Here is a 17,833-nt window from a genome sequence, read left to right on the forward strand (position 1 = left end):
TTTACTCTTGTACCTTGTCTATTGTCTTGCGCTTGTCTTCCTTTATTTCTTTAAAATGGCTTGGCGTAAATCCTGTTATCTTTTTAAACTGGTTTGATAAATGAGCAACACTGCTATAGCCCAACTCATAGGCAATCTCCTTTAAGCTAAGTTCATTGTATACTAAGAGCTCCTTTACCCTTTCGATTCGCTGCAAAATGAGAAACCGCTCTATGGTTATACCTTCAAAAGAGGAAAAGAGAGAGCTAAGGTAATTATAGTCCAGACCAACCTTTTCGGCAATGTAATCAGAGGTATTTATATGCAGGTCTGATTCGCCCTGACGATGCACAAGTTCAATAATAGCTACTTTAACCTGCTCTATCAGTTGCGTTTTGCGGTCATCCATCAGGCTAAAGCCATTTTCAGCCATCACTTCTCTTATCTCTTCCAGATCCAGCTCTTTACCCGCGGGTACATATAGATCCGCCTCGCCAAGCGTAATACGCTGCACTTGGTAACCCAGCTTATTTAACTCTTCGGCCACAACACGTTTACAGCGGTCGCAGACCATGTTTTTGATATATAGTTTTGTATCAGTCATTGTACAGATTTAAAAAGCAAATTAGAAACAGAAATAGGTTCGCCTGTTATAATTTTTCAAAATAGGTTTACAAAATTTCTAGAAAGTGGCTAGGTTCTCTTACTCATTTCATACACAAAAATTGTCTCATTTTCTTCGTTCTATTCAAGCGTCCCCTATTCATTTGAAACGCCATTCAGTTCTTCACGTTGAATAATTATAACGGTACTGCATGATTTGTACCTGATATAGAAGATGATAACGTGTCCTGAAGGTGCAACTCCTGATAAGGCTTCTATTTTGTTACATACAAAAAGCATGCTTCAAACTTGCACAAATACGAAGGGCTTAACTAAAACGAAGAGCGATGGCAAACATAGTACAAAGATTTAAGATAAACAGAGACAGACCAACGATAGGCATAACAGGACCAGACAAAGGTGGTGGAGTTGCTTGGTTTTTTGCAGCAATGGCTGTGCGCATGGCTGGGGGTAAGCCTGTAAGGATTACACCATCTAAACACAGGACTGCCGACGGATTGCAGGCACTTATAATCGGTGGCGGAGCCGACATAGACCCGCGTGCATTGCAGGACGAGAATGTGATAAACGAATACCTAGAACAGACAATCCGAAAGCCTAAGACAAATATTTTCCAAAAGGTAGGCCGTTTCACCAGTTGGCTTTACTATCCTGCTTTGTTCTTCCTGCGCAAGGCCTTTAGCCGAAAAAGAACGTGGACTATAGACCCCGACAGAGATCACCTGGAGTTCCAGCTAATTGACCAGGCGGTGAAGAAGGGGCTACCAGTTATGGGTATATGCCGAGGTTCACAGCTTATTAACGTTTATTTTCAGGGCACGCTGCACCAGGACATAAATGCTTTTTACCTCGAAGAGCCAAATCCTTCCAGTGTCTTCCCTGTGAAGAAGGTATACATAAAGCGAGGCAGTATGCTTGCTCAGATATTAGGCACTGAAGAACTAGAGGTTAACGCACTTCACCACCAAGCGGTAAAAGAACCAGGCACCGATTTACAAATAGTTGCAAAAGAAAGTATCGGTATTACCCAAGCTATAGAAACTACAACCCAAAAGTTTATACTGGGTGTGCAATGGCACCCAGAGTACCTGCCACAACACAAAGAACAAAGGAGCCTCTTTAAAGCTTTAGTATATCATGCTAAAGGAGTGCACTTCCAGATTGAAGATGATGATATGGAACAAGCGTTGTCTAGCCCAAGAGCTGCCGCACTCCAGCAAATGCAGGAACAGGAAGCAGCATTGCTAGAAGAAGTTGAGGGAGAAGAGTAGCTGGTATCGAAAAAGCTACTTAGCTATCGAACAATTGAGCAGTAGTAGCAAAAAAGTCTTTTGTTACCACTGCTCAAATCTTTAAATAATCTCCTTTAAGAGTGTGTTCATAGCTGCTGCTGAAACCAATACTATACCCTACCGTTGCTATAGAATATGAAGATACTACAGAAAGCTTCTTTGGTATTTCATGTTTGATGTAACACGATAACTATGAAAAAACACAAAAACACCTTATTTGCCGTCTCCATAGCGCTGCTGTTTAGTTCATGCGCCAAAAACCCTGTAACAGGCAACAGAGAAATCATGTTAATGTCTGAATCACAGGAAATAGCACTTGGTCAGCAATCAGATCCTCAAATTGTCGCACAGTTTGGTCTATACGAAAACGCAGCGCTGCAACGATTTATAAGTGAGAAAGGCCAGCAAATGGCAGCTATTTCGCACCGCGATAATCTTAACTATGAATTTAAAATAGTAGACTCGCCCGTAATTAATGCCTTTGCCGTACCTGGGGGCTATGTATACTTCACGCGCGGTATATTAGCGCACTTTAATAATGAAGCGCAATTTGCAGGAGTACTTGGCCACGAAATAGGCCATATAACTGCACGACATTCTGCGCAGCAACAAAGCAAAGCTCAACTGGCACAATTTGGCTTGGTGTTGGGTTCTGTTGTTTCGCCGCAGGTTGCTCGTCTCGGAAACGAACTTTCGCAAGGCGTGGGCCTGTTGTTTCTTAAGTTTGGAAGAGACGATGAACGGGAGTCAGATAGACTTGGTGTGGAATACTCCACTAAAATAGGTTATGACGCAGAAGAGATGGGTGACTTCTTCCTGACGTTGCAAAGAGCACAGGGTGGCGGAGAAGAAGGTAACGCTGTACCAGGCTTCTTGTCTACGCACCCAAACCCAGGCGAAAGATTTGAAACAGTAAATCAACTTGCGGCTGAGTGGCAACAGAAGTTAAACCAGCCAAACCTGAAGGTAAACAGAGAGTCGTACCTGCGCATGATCGATGGCATTATCTATGGCGAAGATCCAAAGCAGGGTTTCGTGGAAAACAATACCTTTTACCACCCAGAACTTAAGTTTAAGTTTCCGATACCTGCCCAATGGATGCACCAGAACAGTCCTCAGCAGTTCCAGATGGCTTCACAAGACGGTAACGCTATGATGGCGCTAACACTTGTACCAGGTGAATCGTTAGAGGCTGCAGCGCAACAATTACTACAGCAATACCAACTACAGCAAGTAGAGGCGCAGAAAACTACGGTAAATGGCCTACCTGCTATTGCTATGGTGGCAGATCAGCAGCAGCAAGGTGGAGTCATCAGAACACTTACCTACCTGATCCAGTACGGGGGCAACATCTATAGCTTAATGGGCATAAGTAGTGCTGCTAATTTTAACAACTATATGCAGGCCTTTACTTCTACTATGCAAAGTTTTAGCCAGCTAACTGAACCTGATAAGTTAAACCGCCAGCCAGAGCGCATACGTATCAAAACCGTTGCCCAAAGCACTACCTTAGCTCAGGCGCTACGTAATTTTAACACACCAGAAAACAGATTAGAGGAACTAGCCATCTTAAACGGCTTACAGCTGAATGATCGGGTAGAGAAAGGCATGCTGATTAAAACAGTTGCTCAGTAAATAAATTTGTGCTAGCAACTGTAACTACAGCTGCTAGCACAAATTAAAGATCATCCTTATGGAAGGATACTGCTAATTATAAAAAGTTAAAAGTTTTCACCGTTTAAAATGGATCTTGAAAGTTGACCCCACTCCTACTTGGCTTTCCACTTCTATTTTACCACCTGCGTTTTCAACAATTTTCTTTACGATGTAAAGACCTATGCCAGTACCTTCCACATGGTCATGCAGGCGCTTAAACATCGAAAACATCTTTCGTTCTTCAGATAAATCAATCCCTAAACCGTTATCGGCTACACTTAAAACTACATAATTAGCCGTAAGCTCAGTAGCTATTTTAATGTGCGGCTTCTTATCTGGAGCGCGGTATTTAAGTGCATTGCTCAATAGGTTGTATACTATACTTCTAACATTTTTCGCAGAAAATTGTATAGTGGAACCAGCCATAACTTCATGCTCAACTATTGCGTCTGTTTCAGCTATAATTGAGTTAAAGTCTAGCTTAACTTCTTCTACCACGTTGGCAAGATCTATTTGCGTTACGTCCTCTCCTGCCTCCCTTTGAATTTTAGCAACCTGTGTTAAATCGGAAACAGCTTTTTTGAACCTGTCTATGGAACTTTGGATGTAGTTTATTAGCTGCTGCACTATCTCAGATTCCAGCGTATCAGCAGAAAGTTGTGCTACCAACTCATGCATTAACCCTTCGATGTTAGAAATTGGTGCTTTCAAATCGTGTGAGGCAGAATAAACAAAGTTATCCAGGTCTGCATTGGTGGCTAGCAACTCCTTGTTCATGGCTTCAATTTCTTGTCTTGCCTTCACCTGTTCGCTTATGTCAATGGCAATGGCAATTACACCTATAATCATACCTAGGGAGTTGCGCACAGGATGGTAAACAAAGTTCAGGTAAAGCTGCTCCATTTGGCCGTTCCGTTCAAACGTTATGGGCAACTCGTTAGCCACAAAGGGTACGCCTGTGCTCACTACGCCATCAAGTAGTTCCTTTATACCTTGGCTGTTTACTTCTGGCAAAGCCTCAAGCACTGGCTTCCCAAGCACTTCTTCGGGTTTCCTTCCCCATATCTCGCAAACACCAGGGTTAGCGATATCAACCACATAATTTGGCCCGCTCACGATGGTTATGCCTACTGGAGCTTGCTGAAAAACATCGCGCAAAAACTGCTCCTGCCTGTTAAGTTCTTCCCTTGCCTGCACACTTGTGATAGAAGTAGCAAACTGGCCTGAGAGCAACTGATGGAAACTTTTGTAATCTGCATTGTACTCTAGACGCGGACTAATACCTGCAACAAAAAAACCGATGATACTATTGCGTCCTGGCCGAAAGATAGGGTGTATGGCGGCCTGCTTTGGTAAAGCAGCTCCAGGTGTGTTTATACCCTTAAAATAGTCCTCAGACAGGTTATCTACCACTACCACTTCTTTTGATTGCTGTACCTGCTTAAAATGATAAAGCCTATCTGTTACCTGTTGGTTAAGGTCTATCTCGTGTATTACCGCATCCTCGGCCAAATTTCCACTATAGCCAAGCAAGTGTGCTTTTTTACCTTCTTTATCAAAAAGGTAAATTAAATTGAATGGAATATCATCTGAATTCTCATCAAGTATAGTACTAGTAGCCTGGCAAGCCTGTTCCAGTGTTTGGATCAGGGCCATCTCCTCCGACACATCTTTAAGGGTTTTCAAGCGTCTCTGGCTCAAAACAGTGTTAGTAACCTCGTTACAGGCACAAAAAACACCTTCAACTTTTCCCGCTTCATTAAATATGGGGCTATATGAAAATGTCCAGTAAGTTTCTTCGATAAACCCCTTACGATCGAGCAGAATAAGTAAGCTATCCGCATAAAACTGATTGCCTTCTTTTAATATACCTTCTGCTACTACTCCAAGCTGTTCCCATATTTCCGCCCACATCTCGCGGGCACTTGCTCCCAATGCCTTCGGATGTTTTTTACCCAAAGCTGGTATGTAGGCATCGTTATGAAACATGTAAAGGTTTTCTGACCACCAGATAAACATCGGGAAGCCTGAATTGAGCATAAGTCGGAGATTAGTCTGGAGGGTATTAGGCCAGTTATCTGGACTTCCTAAGGGGTGGTTATGCCAATCGTAAGATCGCATTAACTCTCCCATCTCTCCTCCGCCGCGAAAAATATTAGCATAACTGCTGTTAGTTACTGCGGCACTATTTGATAAAGTCATTTATAGGTGAAATCGGTGCAAAGAAATAGATAGCTCTAAAATTACTTATTTAGATAGATTAGAACTAACGTTTAAATAAAGACCAAGTTAGCACTAGCGCTTCAAAAATGTGTAAGAGAAGCTCTTTACAGGTATAGTTGATAGAACTACAAAGCCTGTAATATTGCTTGGCAAGCAGCAATAGCCAACACTACTTTGACGCAAAGTTATAAAGCAGAAATGTTTATCTTTTTATACTTACATACGCTAGGCCCGTATGAAAATACATCATTTTCGGTAAAACAAAAGCAGTGTAGTGGAGAAGTTCGCTTTCACTTAAAGGCGCGTTTCAGTTAATATAAAGCCACCACAGCCCCATGACTTTATGATGCACGAAAATAAGCCCAAACCAAAAGAAAGCAAAGAGCAAAGAGCACAGCGACAAGCGTTTTTAAGCACAATGCCTACAAGCTTAAAATGGCTCCGCAAACAATTGTGCAGGCTTTAAAAAGCGGCAGGTATAGTTTAACATCTAAAACAGAAAGTATGAGCAAAGTAGCAATGGGTGACCCGATGGACAGAGTAGAAAGTCTGTTAAAAGTAACTGGGGGAGCTAGGTATGCGGTAGAATATAACCTACCAGACGAAGCCTATGGTGTGTTAGTGACTAGCACAATTGCTAAAGGACGCATCAAGAACATAGACACAAAAGCTGCTGAGCGGGCATCAGGTGTACTGGCTGTTATTACATATCAAAACTCACCTAAGGTACCAGGTTATGAAGCTTCTGTGAATAACGAAGGCGCCAGGGTATATGGACAGGAATTCCGCTTGTTTTACGATGACAAAATATACCATAACTACCAACCAGTAGCCTTAGTTGTAGCAAACACCTTGCAAAGAGCGGAAGACGCGGCTACTATGGTAAAAGTTAGCTACGCAGAGGAACCTCACCAGACAAACATGGAGAGCAACCTAAGCAAAGCCATAAAACCAACCCGCCACAACGACTATAGCAGAGGAACACCTGATGCCTATAAAACAGCGCCTGTAAAAATAGTGCGCGAGTACCGTACTCCAGTTCAGGTACATAACCCGATGGAACCACATGCTACAACAGCAGTTTGGGATGGAGAAGACAAGGTTCGGGTTTACAATAAAACGCAAGCCACAAAAATATCACAAAAGGAAATTTCAAAAGCCTTCGACCTGAAAGAAGAAAATGTACTGGCCCACTCTCCTTTTGTAGGAGGAGCCTTTGGAAGTTCATCACGGGTTTGGCCGCAGGAAATGGCTGCCATATTAGGTGCAAAAGTAGTAGGTAGGCCTGTGCAGGTAATGCTAAAGCGGGAACAGGTGTTTAATATGGTTGGTTACCGGCCGCGCTCTGTGCAAATTTTCGGAGTAGGTGCAACCGCAGACGGTAAACTTGTTGGAATAACGCACGAAGCTTATGGCACTACATCCCAGTACGAGCAGTTTACGGAGCGCCTTATTGATCCAAGCAAGTCGATGTACAGTTGTCCAAATTTTAACTCTTCTTACCGGCTGGTGCAGCTCGATATGAGCACCCCCTGCTGGACACGTGGCCCAGGCGAAACCAGCGGATCTTTTGCCCTGGAATCGGCGATGGATGAATTGGCTTATGCGCTTAAAATAGACCCGCTGGCACTCCGCCTAAAGAACTATGCTGAGAAAGACCCAGAGAATAACAAACCTTGGTCCAGCATCCACTTAAAAGAGTGTTTTGAAAAAGGTGCCGAGCGTTTTGGCTGGAGTAAGCGCAACCCCACTCCCCGCTCTAACCGCGCTGGCGACTGGTTGGTTGGTACAGGTATGGCCGCTGGTATTTATAAAGCTGCTCGAGACAGAGCAGTAGCCAGAGCCATACTGGATGCAGATGGTTCCCTGCTGGTGCAGTGTGCAGTGGCCGATACAGGACCAGGCTCAGCCACTATTTTTACACAAATAGCGGCCGACGTAATGGGCTTAGACCGTGAAAGCGTGCGTTTTGAATGGGGAAACTCAACATTACCATATGCACCTGGTCAGTTTGGTTCACACACCACAGCTTCAGTTGGTTCGGCTGTTTATGATGTCTGCTCGGCTTTAAAACAAAAGCTGCAGGAATTAGCAGTGAGTATACCTGGCTCTCCTCTGCAACAGGCACAGGATACAGATCTCATTTTCGAAAACGGAACAGTTAAGTTAAAAAGCGGAACAGCTAGTCAGAAGTATTCAGATATTCTGCAACAGCATAACTTGCCTGAGCTTGTACTGGTAAAGGAATCTAAAGGTGACGCCGTCTTAGAAGACTATTCCAGCAAGTCGTTTTGCAGCAATTTTGTGGAGGTACACGTACACGCAGCCACTGGTGAAGTTCGGGTTAAGAGAGTTGTTTCTGCCGTGGATGCCGGTAAGATTATGAACCATAAAACCGCCGAAAGCCAGGTATACGGCTCTGTTGTATGGGGAATTGGTATAGCACTGATGGAAGAAGGAATCATAGACCATCGCTTTGGCCGCCATATTAACAACGATCTATCTAAATACCATGTGCCTGTTAATGCCGATGTGCCCAATATAGATGTCATTTTTATTGATAAAGCAGATCCAATTGTGGACCCCATGGGTGCAAAAGGACTTGGCGAAATTCCACTGATAGGTTTAACGGCTGCTATAGCCAATGCTGTTTATCATGCCACAGGTAAAAGAGTGTATGAACTTCCGATAACACCTGCTAAGCTAGTGTAACCCAAGAGCAAATTTTGCATTATAAGGCACAAAAAGTTGCTGCTATACTCCTCACCGAACAATAAACAGTTTCAAGCATATCAATATCTGCTAAACCAAACGCCATATCTTCGGTTCACAACACAGTCCAATGTGCTGTTGCTTGCAATCAACTAATAGGCCTATTAGTTGAATGCAGCATTACAATCCTCATCAGCACTATAACTGCACCCACAATTTAATCTATAAAAGAGAAATTAAGGGTGTCATTTTTCCCAAAAAAGGAAAAATGACACCCTTAATTGAGTATTACATCCTGACTACGGTTGCTTCAGCACCTTTATAAAAAGACTGATTATTGCACACAAAACCCTGTAAATAATCAACATACTGGTTAATTCAAAATATTTTAAACTTATAATATACAATACAGAACATATTTGGTACAAAATTTAAGAATGAAGCGTGTTATAGCGACACTCAAGATGAAAATTTTACCCTTTTGACAAATGCTTCATGTGCGTGAGAAATGACCAAGACACAACATTATAATAGCAACTACTAACCAAGTCTAAAGCTATCAGCAGATTTCAAACACTAAACAGCGGCATGATTGAGAGCACCTATATTGTTGATGACGATAAGATAAGCACTTTTCTGACAGAGCACATTCTGGAAGGATTCTCAAAAGAATTGAAGTGCTTTTCTTCGGCGGAAGCTGCACTGGAGGAAATAATAACAGTTGAAGCCGAAAGAAAAACGCATCCTTTTGTTGTTTTTCTTGATCTGAACATGCCCATCATGGACGGTTGGGACTTTTTGGAAGCCATATCTCTTAAACAGGAAAGGCTTAAAAACAGGTGCAAAATAGTTATCCTTACCTCTTCTATAGATGAGGAAGAAAAACGAAGGTCTGCAGAATACAACTTGGTATTAAAATTCTTGTCAAAGCCACTCGATAAATCTGGACTGGCCTCAATTCAGGACATGATTTGCAACAACAAATATTGATTATTGCGAATATTAACAGCATCTTTGAATACTTATAAAGAAAATACCTATCAGCTAATACAACTACTCAGCTTCTATTATGCCTGCCCAGCACGAAAACAACAACGAGCGCTTAACCCTAAAATACTTAAGAGATCATTATGCTGTTCTTTACAAGACAGCTAATGTGTTTGTAGATCAGAACCAAGCAACCAAACGTGGCCATGTAGCCAATGCCATCTTTGCTTGCACCGATAGCAAAAACAGTTTCTTCATCGCCTCTCTGCATACGCAACAGTCGGAGCGGCTTGCAAAGCTTCTGATAAACTACAAGAAGAACGGGCTCAGCAAGTTTCGTTTTCTTTTAGCTTTTGTGGTTCTTATAGCCAGTCTCTTGGCAGGAAAGCAATTGGAGCATTGGGCATTTGTTTTCATCATGCCTGTAGTAGTAACTATAGCAACTTTTGTGATCCATTCACTTCTGGAAGAAAAAGGTTTAAAAAGGAAAATAAATAAAGTTGCAGATCAACTCAAAAAACAACCAGCAAACGAACAGTGGCTAAGCATGTCTGTCAGTAGTATCTGTTTTCGCAACAATTTGATGGCCTCTTACTTACTTCATTCACTCGAAGCACGAGGCATAGGTCTTGTAACTGTGGGTAAGCGTTCTAAGGTAATTGTAATGCAAAGGCCTAAAACTACTGTATGCCGTAAAGGTGACTTTATATCACACTACGCATCTGAAACTACTATTCGTAAAGCACTTCTTAATGAGCAATACCTGAAAGTAGCTTAGGCTACTTAAGGCAATTCATGTCATAAACACACAGCCCCAAGAGATAATCTCTTGGGACTGTGTGTTTATGAGTACTTCAATTGTAAACTTTCAATGTTTCATCAGGAAAACAGGATTTAAGATTTACTCATTCATAAGGCTGCATATAAGCTTTTTCAGTGAATATGTGCGTCCAGTCATATTCTGAATTGTAACATAATAAAGAGTAAACATATCCTTTAGCTCCTGTAGCACGTAAACTATAGTAGTATTAGGTAAATGAATATTTTGGTTTCAATACACAAGATATTTATTTATAGATGTATGAATTAAATTTAGACTTATGAAAAAATTATTTTTTGCGTGTGCACTGACATTAGGATCTCTTAGCCTATATTCTTGTGGAGGAAACAGTGATACAACCGCTTCTGACAATGAAAATGTAATAGAAAGAGATACAACTGTATCTGAACTTGAGGTTCAGGAAACTGTAGTACAAACTGATACTACAACTCAAACAGAGACTATTGATAGAGAAACAAATCAAGAGCAAAATCAATAATTGATTTTGTGCCTAAACAGCTTCTAACAGAGCTGTAATTGAAAAGGTAGGGTAAAGAAGCTTATTGCTGTATTTACCCTACCTTTTCAATTACAGCTCTAAAACCACTTTTACAGGTTCTCAAGTTGGTTTAACGAAAATTTAATCTAAAACATCGCTGCTTTTACCCGATACAACTACATCATCGTACCAAACCCAGCATGTATTAGAAGGAGCCCACTCAGCAGAACCTCCTCCGTGAAATGTGGAAAAGAAAAAATTATCGACTTGGTTTGAATTATTCACGAAACGTAACCCTGACAGACGAAGCACTTCTTCTCCGTTATACCAAACCTGTACTTCACCATCGTAGTTGGCTTTTCCATTTTGAACGGTATTTACTTTTACTCTTTGCACCAGCTTTACCCATTTCCCTTTAGGAAAAACCACTACAGAACCATCGGCTCGTTTTAGTGGATGATCCTCGCCCCATTCAGATGGCTTATCCATGTGGTACAGGTATAGCACGGCTTTGCCACCTTCCCTCCACATAAAGCGGGCAGAGAATCCATTTGTACCATCGCATTGTTGCCCGCCACTACAATTTTCACCTCCTGCAAGTCCTGGTAATTTTCCTCCTTCGTACTTACCGCCCCAGCTAAAGTTATCGCTAAAGCGCAGGCTATAAGAAGCGAAATACTCTCGTTGTGGCTCTAGCATTAGCTTAGCCTGTCCTCCACTACTACCAGGGCCAAATTCACCTTTAGGATAAGTCACTCTTAAAGACTTCTCTCCTTTATGTGCTTGGGCATCATCTACTGTAGCATTTTTATCAAGTGTTTGTACCCAGGCTACTTTAAAGCCATCCTTGCGCCATGCTTCAGCATTGTAGGTACCTGCTGGTTGCGTTTCGAAGTTAGTAGAAACTATGGCGTACGGCAAAGCCAAGAGCAGGCAAAAGACAGCTCCAAAAAGATTAATCTTAGACATAGGCTTGAAAAAAGTGGCGGGGAAAAATTTGCTGGCATAGGCGTTAACCTAGGCAAACAAGCAAAGCTATATTCAGGAAAGAAAAAAAGCTTACTTACATTAAGAAGAACAGGGAATCTGGTGACTATTAGAAGAAATAGGCACGAGCACTTTAATACCATCAGTTCGTCAACACTAAACTTATAAAGTCTCTCCTACCGCTGTACCCAGCGCAGGAGAGCTTTGAGTTAGTGTGTAACCAAACTGGCGTAACGCTACTTTGATGAAAATCTACAAAGTAATGACACTGTTCTGACCACCATACTCGTTAGAGCTTTGCTCATCGGCCTCTGGTTCATTTATCCAATCAGAACCGTTCACTCTATATTTAAATTCATGGCGGCTATTCTTAGGCAGTTGAACTTCAGTAGCAAAAGTGCCATCCTTTTTCTTGCTCATAGCAACAGGAGTATCCCAGTCTCCATTAAGTCCTAGAATTTCTACACTCTCTGCATTCTCTGCGTCTACTGTGAATTTCACTTTGCAATAATCCTTTGTCTTGTAACTGGTTTTCTGTATCATACCTTTAGTTTATTAGATATTTTAAACGGATTTAAAGCTCATACGAATATTACAAGAAAAGTATCCATTTTGCAAACTTTTATATACTAATACTTACATATTCGTGAAAAATCGGGTATTTATTACTATTCCAGCAGCAGCCAAAAGCCTTTTAAATAGCTTCATAAACTCTGACCAGCACAGCAGCGATTTAGGGTGTATCATTCCTATTTTTACCCTCTAATAATCAAAACAAAAAATCCCGCCATCTGATAAAGCAGCGACTCTACAAGAAGAGCTAAGTTTTCTCTTGTTCATTAATATCACCTTTAATAAATATAATCTCTTCCGATTATTTCCCGTACTGATGGCAGTAACCTTTATTTAAAACTAACAACATGGAATTTACTTCTACCAGACAAGAAGATTTACTTTTTGATGCTGCCCGAAAAGGAGATACAGCCTATATAAAAGAACTGATTGCAGCTGAGGCAAACTTAAACGTGCAGGACGGCAGAGGCTTCACCCCTCTTATAATTGCAGCCTACGACGGCCATGAAGAAACTTCTAGGTTTTTGATAGAAAATAAAGCTGATGTAAATGCCCAAGACTTTGGCGGCAACAGCGCCCTGATGGGTGTTTGCTTTAAGGGCTACCCTGAAATAGCCCGTCTGCTAATAGAAAACGGTGCCGACCTGAATCTGCAGAACGGCAACGGGGGCACGGCCCTGATGTTTGCTACTTTGTTCGGAAGAAACGAATTGGTAAAGCTGATGCTGGAATATGGTGCCGACACAACTATACAAGACGTGCGCGGCTTAACAGCTCGGGACCTGGCCATACAACAAAGCAATGAGGAAGCACTAAAGCTGTTTGATGCAGAATAACATGTTTTACTCGTAACTACGCTGCCCCAAGCATCTGTTTGTACCAGAGTTTTATATAATAAGCCTAAAACTATAACCTCAGTTCTAATCTCCAGGCTTCACAAACTCCTCATCTGTGAGTGTGTGCAGAAAGGCTATCAGTTTTGCTTTATCCGCGACTGAAATCGGTAGGCCCAATTGCTGCTGCTGTAGTTCTGGAGCTAAACTAGGCGAGGCAACTATACCTGTTCGGTAGTGCTCCAGCACCTGCTCCAGGGTAGAGAAACGCCCATCGTGCATGTAAGGGGCTGTGAGGGAAATGTTGCGGAGCGTCGGGGTTTTATACTTGCCGATATCAGCTGTAGATTGAGAGATGCGGCCACGGCCGTAAGCTAATTCCTCATACTCATCTGAAAAGCTGCTGTCGAGGCCGTTGTTGTGATAGCGGTTGTCGGTGAAGAAGTCGGCGGCGTGGCAACTGCTGAAATGCTGTTTAAAAAGCGTCAAGCCCTGCAGTTCCAACTCCGTCAGTTCTCCGCCAGCTTCTTTTCTAACAAATTTATCGTAGCGGGAGTTGGCTGATATAAGCGTACGTTGAAACTGCGCTAGTGCCCTACCTATAGCCGCAGAAGTAACAGAATCAGAACCAAAGGCTTTTTTAAAAAGCTGCGGATATTGCGAGTGCTGCTGTAGTTTCTTAGTCAGTGCCTTTAAGTCCTGCCCCATCTCGTCGGGGTGTGTTAGCGGCCCAAAGCTCACCGACTCCAGATTTTTGGCGCCGCCGTCCCAGAACAAACCACTCATCCAGGCCAGGTTCACCAGCGAGGGTACGTGCCGCAGCAAGGGCTTTCCTGTTACGCCAACTGTAGTTAAGGCACGACCATCAGGAAAGGCCCTTTCCTGTTGATGACAGGTGGCGCAGGAGACGGTGCCTGTACTAGAAAGTATTGGATCGTAAAAAAGCGTTCGCCCTAGTTCCACTCCTTCTTTCGTCATCAGGTTTCGCTCGGGCTGCGGTATATTTGTCGCTAAATTTGAGGGTAATTCGGATATAAATTTTTCCGCCACGGGTTCAACTACCTCCTGTTCCAGTTTACCGCAGCCATTCATAGCCAACAGAAAAATGGTCAACAGCAAAGTATAGAACAGGTGGCGAAGCATAGGCTATTGGGTTAATGTACCCCTACCACTTTCAAAAATCCATTACTATAGTTCTCGGCAATCATGCTGGGGCCAACACCATGACCGCCTGTATTCATCACGTCAAAATCAATTAAGTTCGGTCCCTGGAAAATCTCATTCACATCTGCCTGCAGTTGTAAACTATAGTTTGATTTGTGGTTCAGGTTGATGGGCTGCGGCAAGTTAAGTCTAATGGTTTTATAGTTAGCATCGCCCCCGATGTGAAAAACAAGCCCGCCGTTTCGAGTATCGCCCGTATAGGTACCCACCAACGACAGAAATTTGTAGCCTGTGTCCCAATCCCACACCATATCATTGCTCGGGTCCAGGTCACCTTCCTGGTCCGTAGAATGATTATGTGCTTCGTCTACGCCAATGCTTATTTCAATCTGATCATAGTTACCTGACGGCACATCTTTCAACTCAAAAGAAGATTTTTCATCCTGTGCAATGAGATGGTAACTCTCTGGTTCTACAAAAGTGTCTAGTCCTGAAATAGGTTGACAAAAATTCAACGAAAATGAAGGACAAAGCATTAAGAGAACGTATTGTAGCAGAGTATCTCACCTCTGGGCAGAGCTACCGTGAAGTGGCCGATAGGTGCGGTGTTGATTACCGTAGCCTGCACCGTTGGGTTAAGGAGTACCAAGGGCGCATGAAAAAACCACACAAAATCAGAAGAGCCAGGCTGCTGCGGGAACTGCCTACAGACAGGCTACCGACCGATGTCGAAACCCTGCAGTCGGAGCTGCGCAAAGCCAGGCTCTACATCCAGGCCCTGCAGGAGGCGATCCTTATAGCCGAGGAGGAGCTCGGAACTCCCATCCTAAAAAAGTCTGGTACCAAGCAATCCTGAGAGTGGAGCAAAGAACGCCTCTCCAAGCAGTTGGAGTGCTTTGCCGCTTGTTTGGTTACAGTAGACAGGCGTACTACCAGCATCTCAAAACAAGGCAGCAGCAAGCGCTGCAGGAGGACTTGCTTGTGCAAGAAGTACTGCGAATCCGTCGCACGCAGAAGCGGCTGGGTGCGCGTAAGCTGCTGGTGATGATGTCACCTTTCATGGTAGCCCATAGCATTGAAATAGGCCGAGACGCCTTTTTCGAGCTCCTGCGCGAGCGCGATCTGCTAGTCAGGAAGCGAAGGCGCTCCAGGCCCCAGACTACTTTCTCAGGTCACTGGCTGCACAAGTACGGGAACCTGACTGTCGGTTTTGTGCCCAAGGCAGCTGGGCAGCTATGGGTGAGCGACATCACCTATATTCACCTGGAGGAAGGCTTTGCCTATCTGAGTCTGATCACCGATGCTTACAGCCGCAAGATCGTCGGCTTTTACCTAAGCGAGGATCTTACCGCTTGTGGATGCATTCGGGCTTTGGAGATGGCCCTTGCCAGCTGTCCCATGCAGGGTTATCTGATCCACCACTCCGACAGGGGGATTCAGTACTGCAGCCAAGGGTATGTCAGGCTGCTGCAGGAGCGGCGCATTGGCATCTCCATGACCCAGAGCGGCGACCCGCTGGAGAATGCGCTGGCCGAGCGGGTGAACGGTGTCCTCAAGCAGGAGCTCCTGGAGACAGTTTACCCTGACTTCGCGGCGGCCCGACTGGCCGTGGCCACGGCAGTGAGCATCTACAACTATCAGCGCCCGCACTCGAGCGTGGACATGCTCACGCCTGTGGAGGCGCACGGCAGGACTGGCGAGCTGAAGAGGCACTGGAAAAACTACTATGCCGCCAAAAAGGGAAAGGAGGTGCCCGTGCAGTAAAGTGCAGGCCAAGAAGGCTATCGTTGCCAGAACCACTTAACTGTGGTGACGGTATAAGGTGTAAAAGGCTGGCAGGATTAAGAAACAGTTGTCAACCTGGTATAGGATTAATATTGTAAACTGTCAACTTTTTTCAGGACGAGTCAGCACTTATCATCACTATTCTAGGACTACCATTTTCTTTATGAACGTATGACTGCTTTATAGCAGCAGTTAGCTGAGTTACCTCATCCTCCTATTTAGCTAGCCTTCACCTCATTCTCAAGTACATACTGCTGCTCAAAAGCATGTATATTCTGTAGCGTGATATCAGCGATGTTTTGCAGGGCGTTACTAGTAAAGAAAGCCTGATGGCCCGTAATAAGCACATTATTGAAAGACAACACGTGCATAAAAACATCATCCTGAATCACTTTGCTCGACAGGTCTTCAAAAAACAGATGCGCTTCCTCTTCATACACATCCAATCCCAAATAACTGATCTGCTCCTTCTTTAGTCCCTCAATCACCGCCTGTGTGTCTATTAAAGCGCCACGACTGGTATTGATCAGCATCACGCCTTTCTTCATTTTAAAGATAGTATCCTCATTTATGATGTGGTAGGTCTGCGGCGTTAGCGGGCAGTGCAGTGAGACGATATCAGAGTCTGCATACAAAGTATCTAAATCTGTAAATTCTATACCTATAGTACCAGCTTCGGTTGGTTCGTAAATGTCGTAGCCCAACACTTTGCAGCCAAAGCCTTTCAGAATTCTGGCTGTGCACAAACCTATCTTTCCTAAGCCAATCAACCCGACTGTTTTCCCGTGCAGGTCGAAGCCCATTAGGCCGTTTAGCGCAAAATTCCCTTCCTTCACCCTATTGTAGGCGCGGTGGGTTTTGCGGTTCAGCGTCAGGATGAGGGCTATGGTATGCTCAGCCACGGAGTAAGGCGAATAGGCAGGTACCCGCACTACTTTTATACCTAATTCGGCAGCCGTTTTTAAATCCACGTTATTACATCCTGCACAGCGCAAGGCCAACAACTTTACTCCCTGTTGCGCCAGTTCCTGCAGCACATCGGCACTCACGACATCGTTCACAAACATACAAACCACCTCGTAGCCCTGTGCGAGCATTGCGGTGCTTATGTTCAGCGGCACCTCCAGGAACTTCAGTTCATATCCGTATTTCTCGTTAGCAGCATTAAAGAACTGTACATCATATGCTTTGGAGCTGAAGAAAAGAATTTTCATGCGTAAAGGAGTTATAGTTTAAGTTTGTTTTTTCTGCTCTGGCAAGCTTTTAAAGTTTGAAAATACCGTTACCTTTTTCTAGAGTACAAAATAACACTTCCCCATCCTCACCTATAATGACAAAAGTCATAGGTATAGTTGATACATATCAGTCCTACAGAAAAGTAAACGCTTTAAACAAAATGATAGGTGGCAAAAAGAGCTTCTTAAGCTATAGTTGCAGCTCATACTGGTGTTGCTCATTCACCTATTACTTTCATCCTATCATCTGTAAGTGAAGAAATCATTACTCACCCTTATCTGTTTCTTATTCTTTTTTGGTGCAGCACTGGCCCATAATGGCTCTATAAGAGGAGGCGTTTTTAGTCTGGAAGGTAACACACCGCTAACGGGAGCAACTGTTGTGCTGCTCAACCAAAACCAGAGCACAACCACCGATGTTTTCGGCACCTACACTTTTACTAACTTGTAAGAAGGAAGCTACG

At 43.5% G+C, this 17,833-nt stretch carries 17 protein-coding genes; 10 read left to right on the forward strand and 7 right to left on the reverse strand.

The window, feature by feature from the left end; genetic code table 11:
- Nucleotide 1: 1 nt before the first annotated feature.
- A complete protein-coding gene (locus tag LN893_RS07150; RefSeq protein WP_229969117.1) occupies nt 2-583 on the reverse strand; it encodes a helix-turn-helix domain-containing protein in 582 nt (193 codons plus the stop codon).
- A 346-nt stretch (nt 584-929) separates the two neighbouring features.
- Between LN893_RS07150 and LN893_RS07155 the strand changes: the two genes are divergently transcribed.
- Both LN893_RS07155 and LN893_RS07160 read left to right on the forward strand, forming a co-directional pair.
- Nucleotides 930-1,874 carry a gamma-glutamyl-gamma-aminobutyrate hydrolase family protein gene (locus tag LN893_RS07155; RefSeq protein WP_229969118.1) on the forward strand — a complete coding sequence of 315 codons (945 nt, stop codon included), beginning with the start codon at nt 930-932 and terminating at the stop codon, nt 1,872-1,874.
- A gap of 213 nt (nt 1,875-2,087) precedes the next feature.
- Complete coding sequence (locus LN893_RS07160; RefSeq protein WP_229969119.1) at nt 2,088-3,530, forward strand: M48 family metalloprotease; 1,443 nt, start codon at nt 2,088-2,090, stop codon at nt 3,528-3,530.
- A gap of 96 nt (nt 3,531-3,626) precedes the next feature.
- Here LN893_RS07160 and LN893_RS07165 read toward each other — a convergent pair whose 3' ends face one another.
- Nucleotides 3,627-5,753 carry an ATP-binding protein gene (locus tag LN893_RS07165; RefSeq protein ID WP_229969120.1) on the reverse strand — a complete coding sequence of 709 codons (2,127 nt, stop codon included), beginning with the start codon at nt 5,751-5,753 and terminating at the stop codon, nt 3,627-3,629.
- Nucleotides 5,754-6,278: 525 nt separating this feature from the next.
- Here LN893_RS07165 and LN893_RS07170 point away from each other — a divergent pair.
- From LN893_RS07170 to LN893_RS07185, 4 genes are all read left to right on the forward strand, one after another.
- Nucleotides 6,279-8,486 carry a xanthine dehydrogenase family protein molybdopterin-binding subunit gene (locus tag LN893_RS07170; protein ID WP_229969121.1) on the forward strand — a complete coding sequence of 736 codons (2,208 nt, stop codon included), beginning with the start codon at nt 6,279-6,281 and terminating at the stop codon, nt 8,484-8,486.
- A 588-nt stretch (nt 8,487-9,074) separates the two neighbouring features.
- Nucleotides 9,075-9,476, forward strand: coding sequence for a response regulator (locus LN893_RS07175; protein ID WP_229969122.1), 402 nt, complete (start codon nt 9,075-9,077; stop codon nt 9,474-9,476).
- 79 nt (nt 9,477-9,555) lie between these two features.
- A complete protein-coding gene (locus LN893_RS07180; protein WP_229969123.1) occupies nt 9,556-10,251 on the forward strand; it encodes a hypothetical protein in 696 nt (231 codons plus the stop codon).
- Nucleotides 10,252-10,573: 322 nt separating this feature from the next.
- The gene (locus LN893_RS07185) at nt 10,574-10,792 is read left to right on the forward strand and encodes a hypothetical protein (protein ID WP_229969124.1); all 219 of its coding nucleotides are present in this window, start codon (nt 10,574-10,576) and stop codon (nt 10,790-10,792) included.
- Between the two features lie 141 nt (nt 10,793-10,933).
- Here the strand turns inward: LN893_RS07185 and LN893_RS07190 are convergent, their stop codons facing one another.
- Nucleotides 10,934-11,761 (reverse strand): polysaccharide lyase, encoded by an 828-nt coding sequence (locus LN893_RS07190; protein ID WP_229969125.1) that lies wholly within the window; start codon nt 11,759-11,761, stop codon nt 10,934-10,936.
- Between the two features lie 270 nt (nt 11,762-12,031).
- Entirely contained in the window at nt 12,032-12,322 is a 291-nt protein-coding gene (locus tag LN893_RS07195; RefSeq protein WP_229969126.1) for an isoamylase early set domain-containing protein, read from the reverse strand.
- A 377-nt stretch (nt 12,323-12,699) separates the two neighbouring features.
- On the opposite strand from LN893_RS07195, the gene LN893_RS07200 reads away from it, so the two are divergent.
- Entirely contained in the window at nt 12,700-13,188 is a 489-nt protein-coding gene (locus tag LN893_RS07200) for an ankyrin repeat domain-containing protein (protein WP_229969127.1), read from the forward strand.
- An 84-nt stretch (nt 13,189-13,272) separates the two neighbouring features.
- Here LN893_RS07200 and LN893_RS07205 read toward each other — a convergent pair whose 3' ends face one another.
- On the reverse strand, nt 13,273-14,328 hold the full coding sequence (locus tag LN893_RS07205) for a cytochrome-c peroxidase (RefSeq protein WP_229969128.1): 1,056 nt from the start codon (nt 14,326-14,328) through the stop codon (nt 13,273-13,275).
- 11 nt (nt 14,329-14,339) lie between these two features.
- A complete protein-coding gene (locus LN893_RS07210) occupies nt 14,340-14,864 on the reverse strand; it encodes an MbnP family protein (protein ID WP_229969129.1) in 525 nt (174 codons plus the stop codon).
- A gap of 5 nt (nt 14,865-14,869) precedes the next feature.
- On the opposite strand from LN893_RS07210, the gene LN893_RS07215 reads away from it, so the two are divergent.
- Both LN893_RS07215 and LN893_RS07220 read left to right on the forward strand, forming a co-directional pair.
- A complete protein-coding gene (locus LN893_RS07215; protein WP_229969130.1) occupies nt 14,870-15,205 on the forward strand; it encodes a transposase in 336 nt (111 codons plus the stop codon).
- 2 nt (nt 15,206-15,207) lie between these two features.
- Nucleotides 15,208-16,113 (forward strand): IS3 family transposase, encoded by a 906-nt coding sequence (locus tag LN893_RS07220; protein ID WP_229969131.1) that lies wholly within the window; start codon nt 15,208-15,210, stop codon nt 16,111-16,113.
- A 239-nt stretch (nt 16,114-16,352) separates the two neighbouring features.
- Here the strand turns inward: LN893_RS07220 and LN893_RS07225 are convergent, their stop codons facing one another.
- The gene (locus LN893_RS07225) at nt 16,353-17,348 is read right to left on the reverse strand and encodes a 2-hydroxyacid dehydrogenase (RefSeq protein WP_229969132.1); all 996 of its coding nucleotides are present in this window, start codon (nt 17,346-17,348) and stop codon (nt 16,353-16,355) included.
- A 274-nt stretch (nt 17,349-17,622) separates the two neighbouring features.
- Here LN893_RS07225 and LN893_RS07230 point away from each other — a divergent pair, with 274 nt between their 5' ends.
- On the forward strand, nt 17,623-17,820 hold the full coding sequence (locus tag LN893_RS07230) for a peptidase associated/transthyretin-like domain-containing protein (RefSeq protein ID WP_229969133.1): 198 nt from the start codon (nt 17,623-17,625) through the stop codon (nt 17,818-17,820).
- The last annotated feature ends 13 nt before the right edge of the window (nt 17,821-17,833 follow it).

It is taken from the genome of Pontibacter harenae (genome assembly GCF_020907245.1).
Classification (GTDB): Bacteria; Bacteroidota; Bacteroidia; order Cytophagales; family Hymenobacteraceae; genus Pontibacter; species Pontibacter harenae.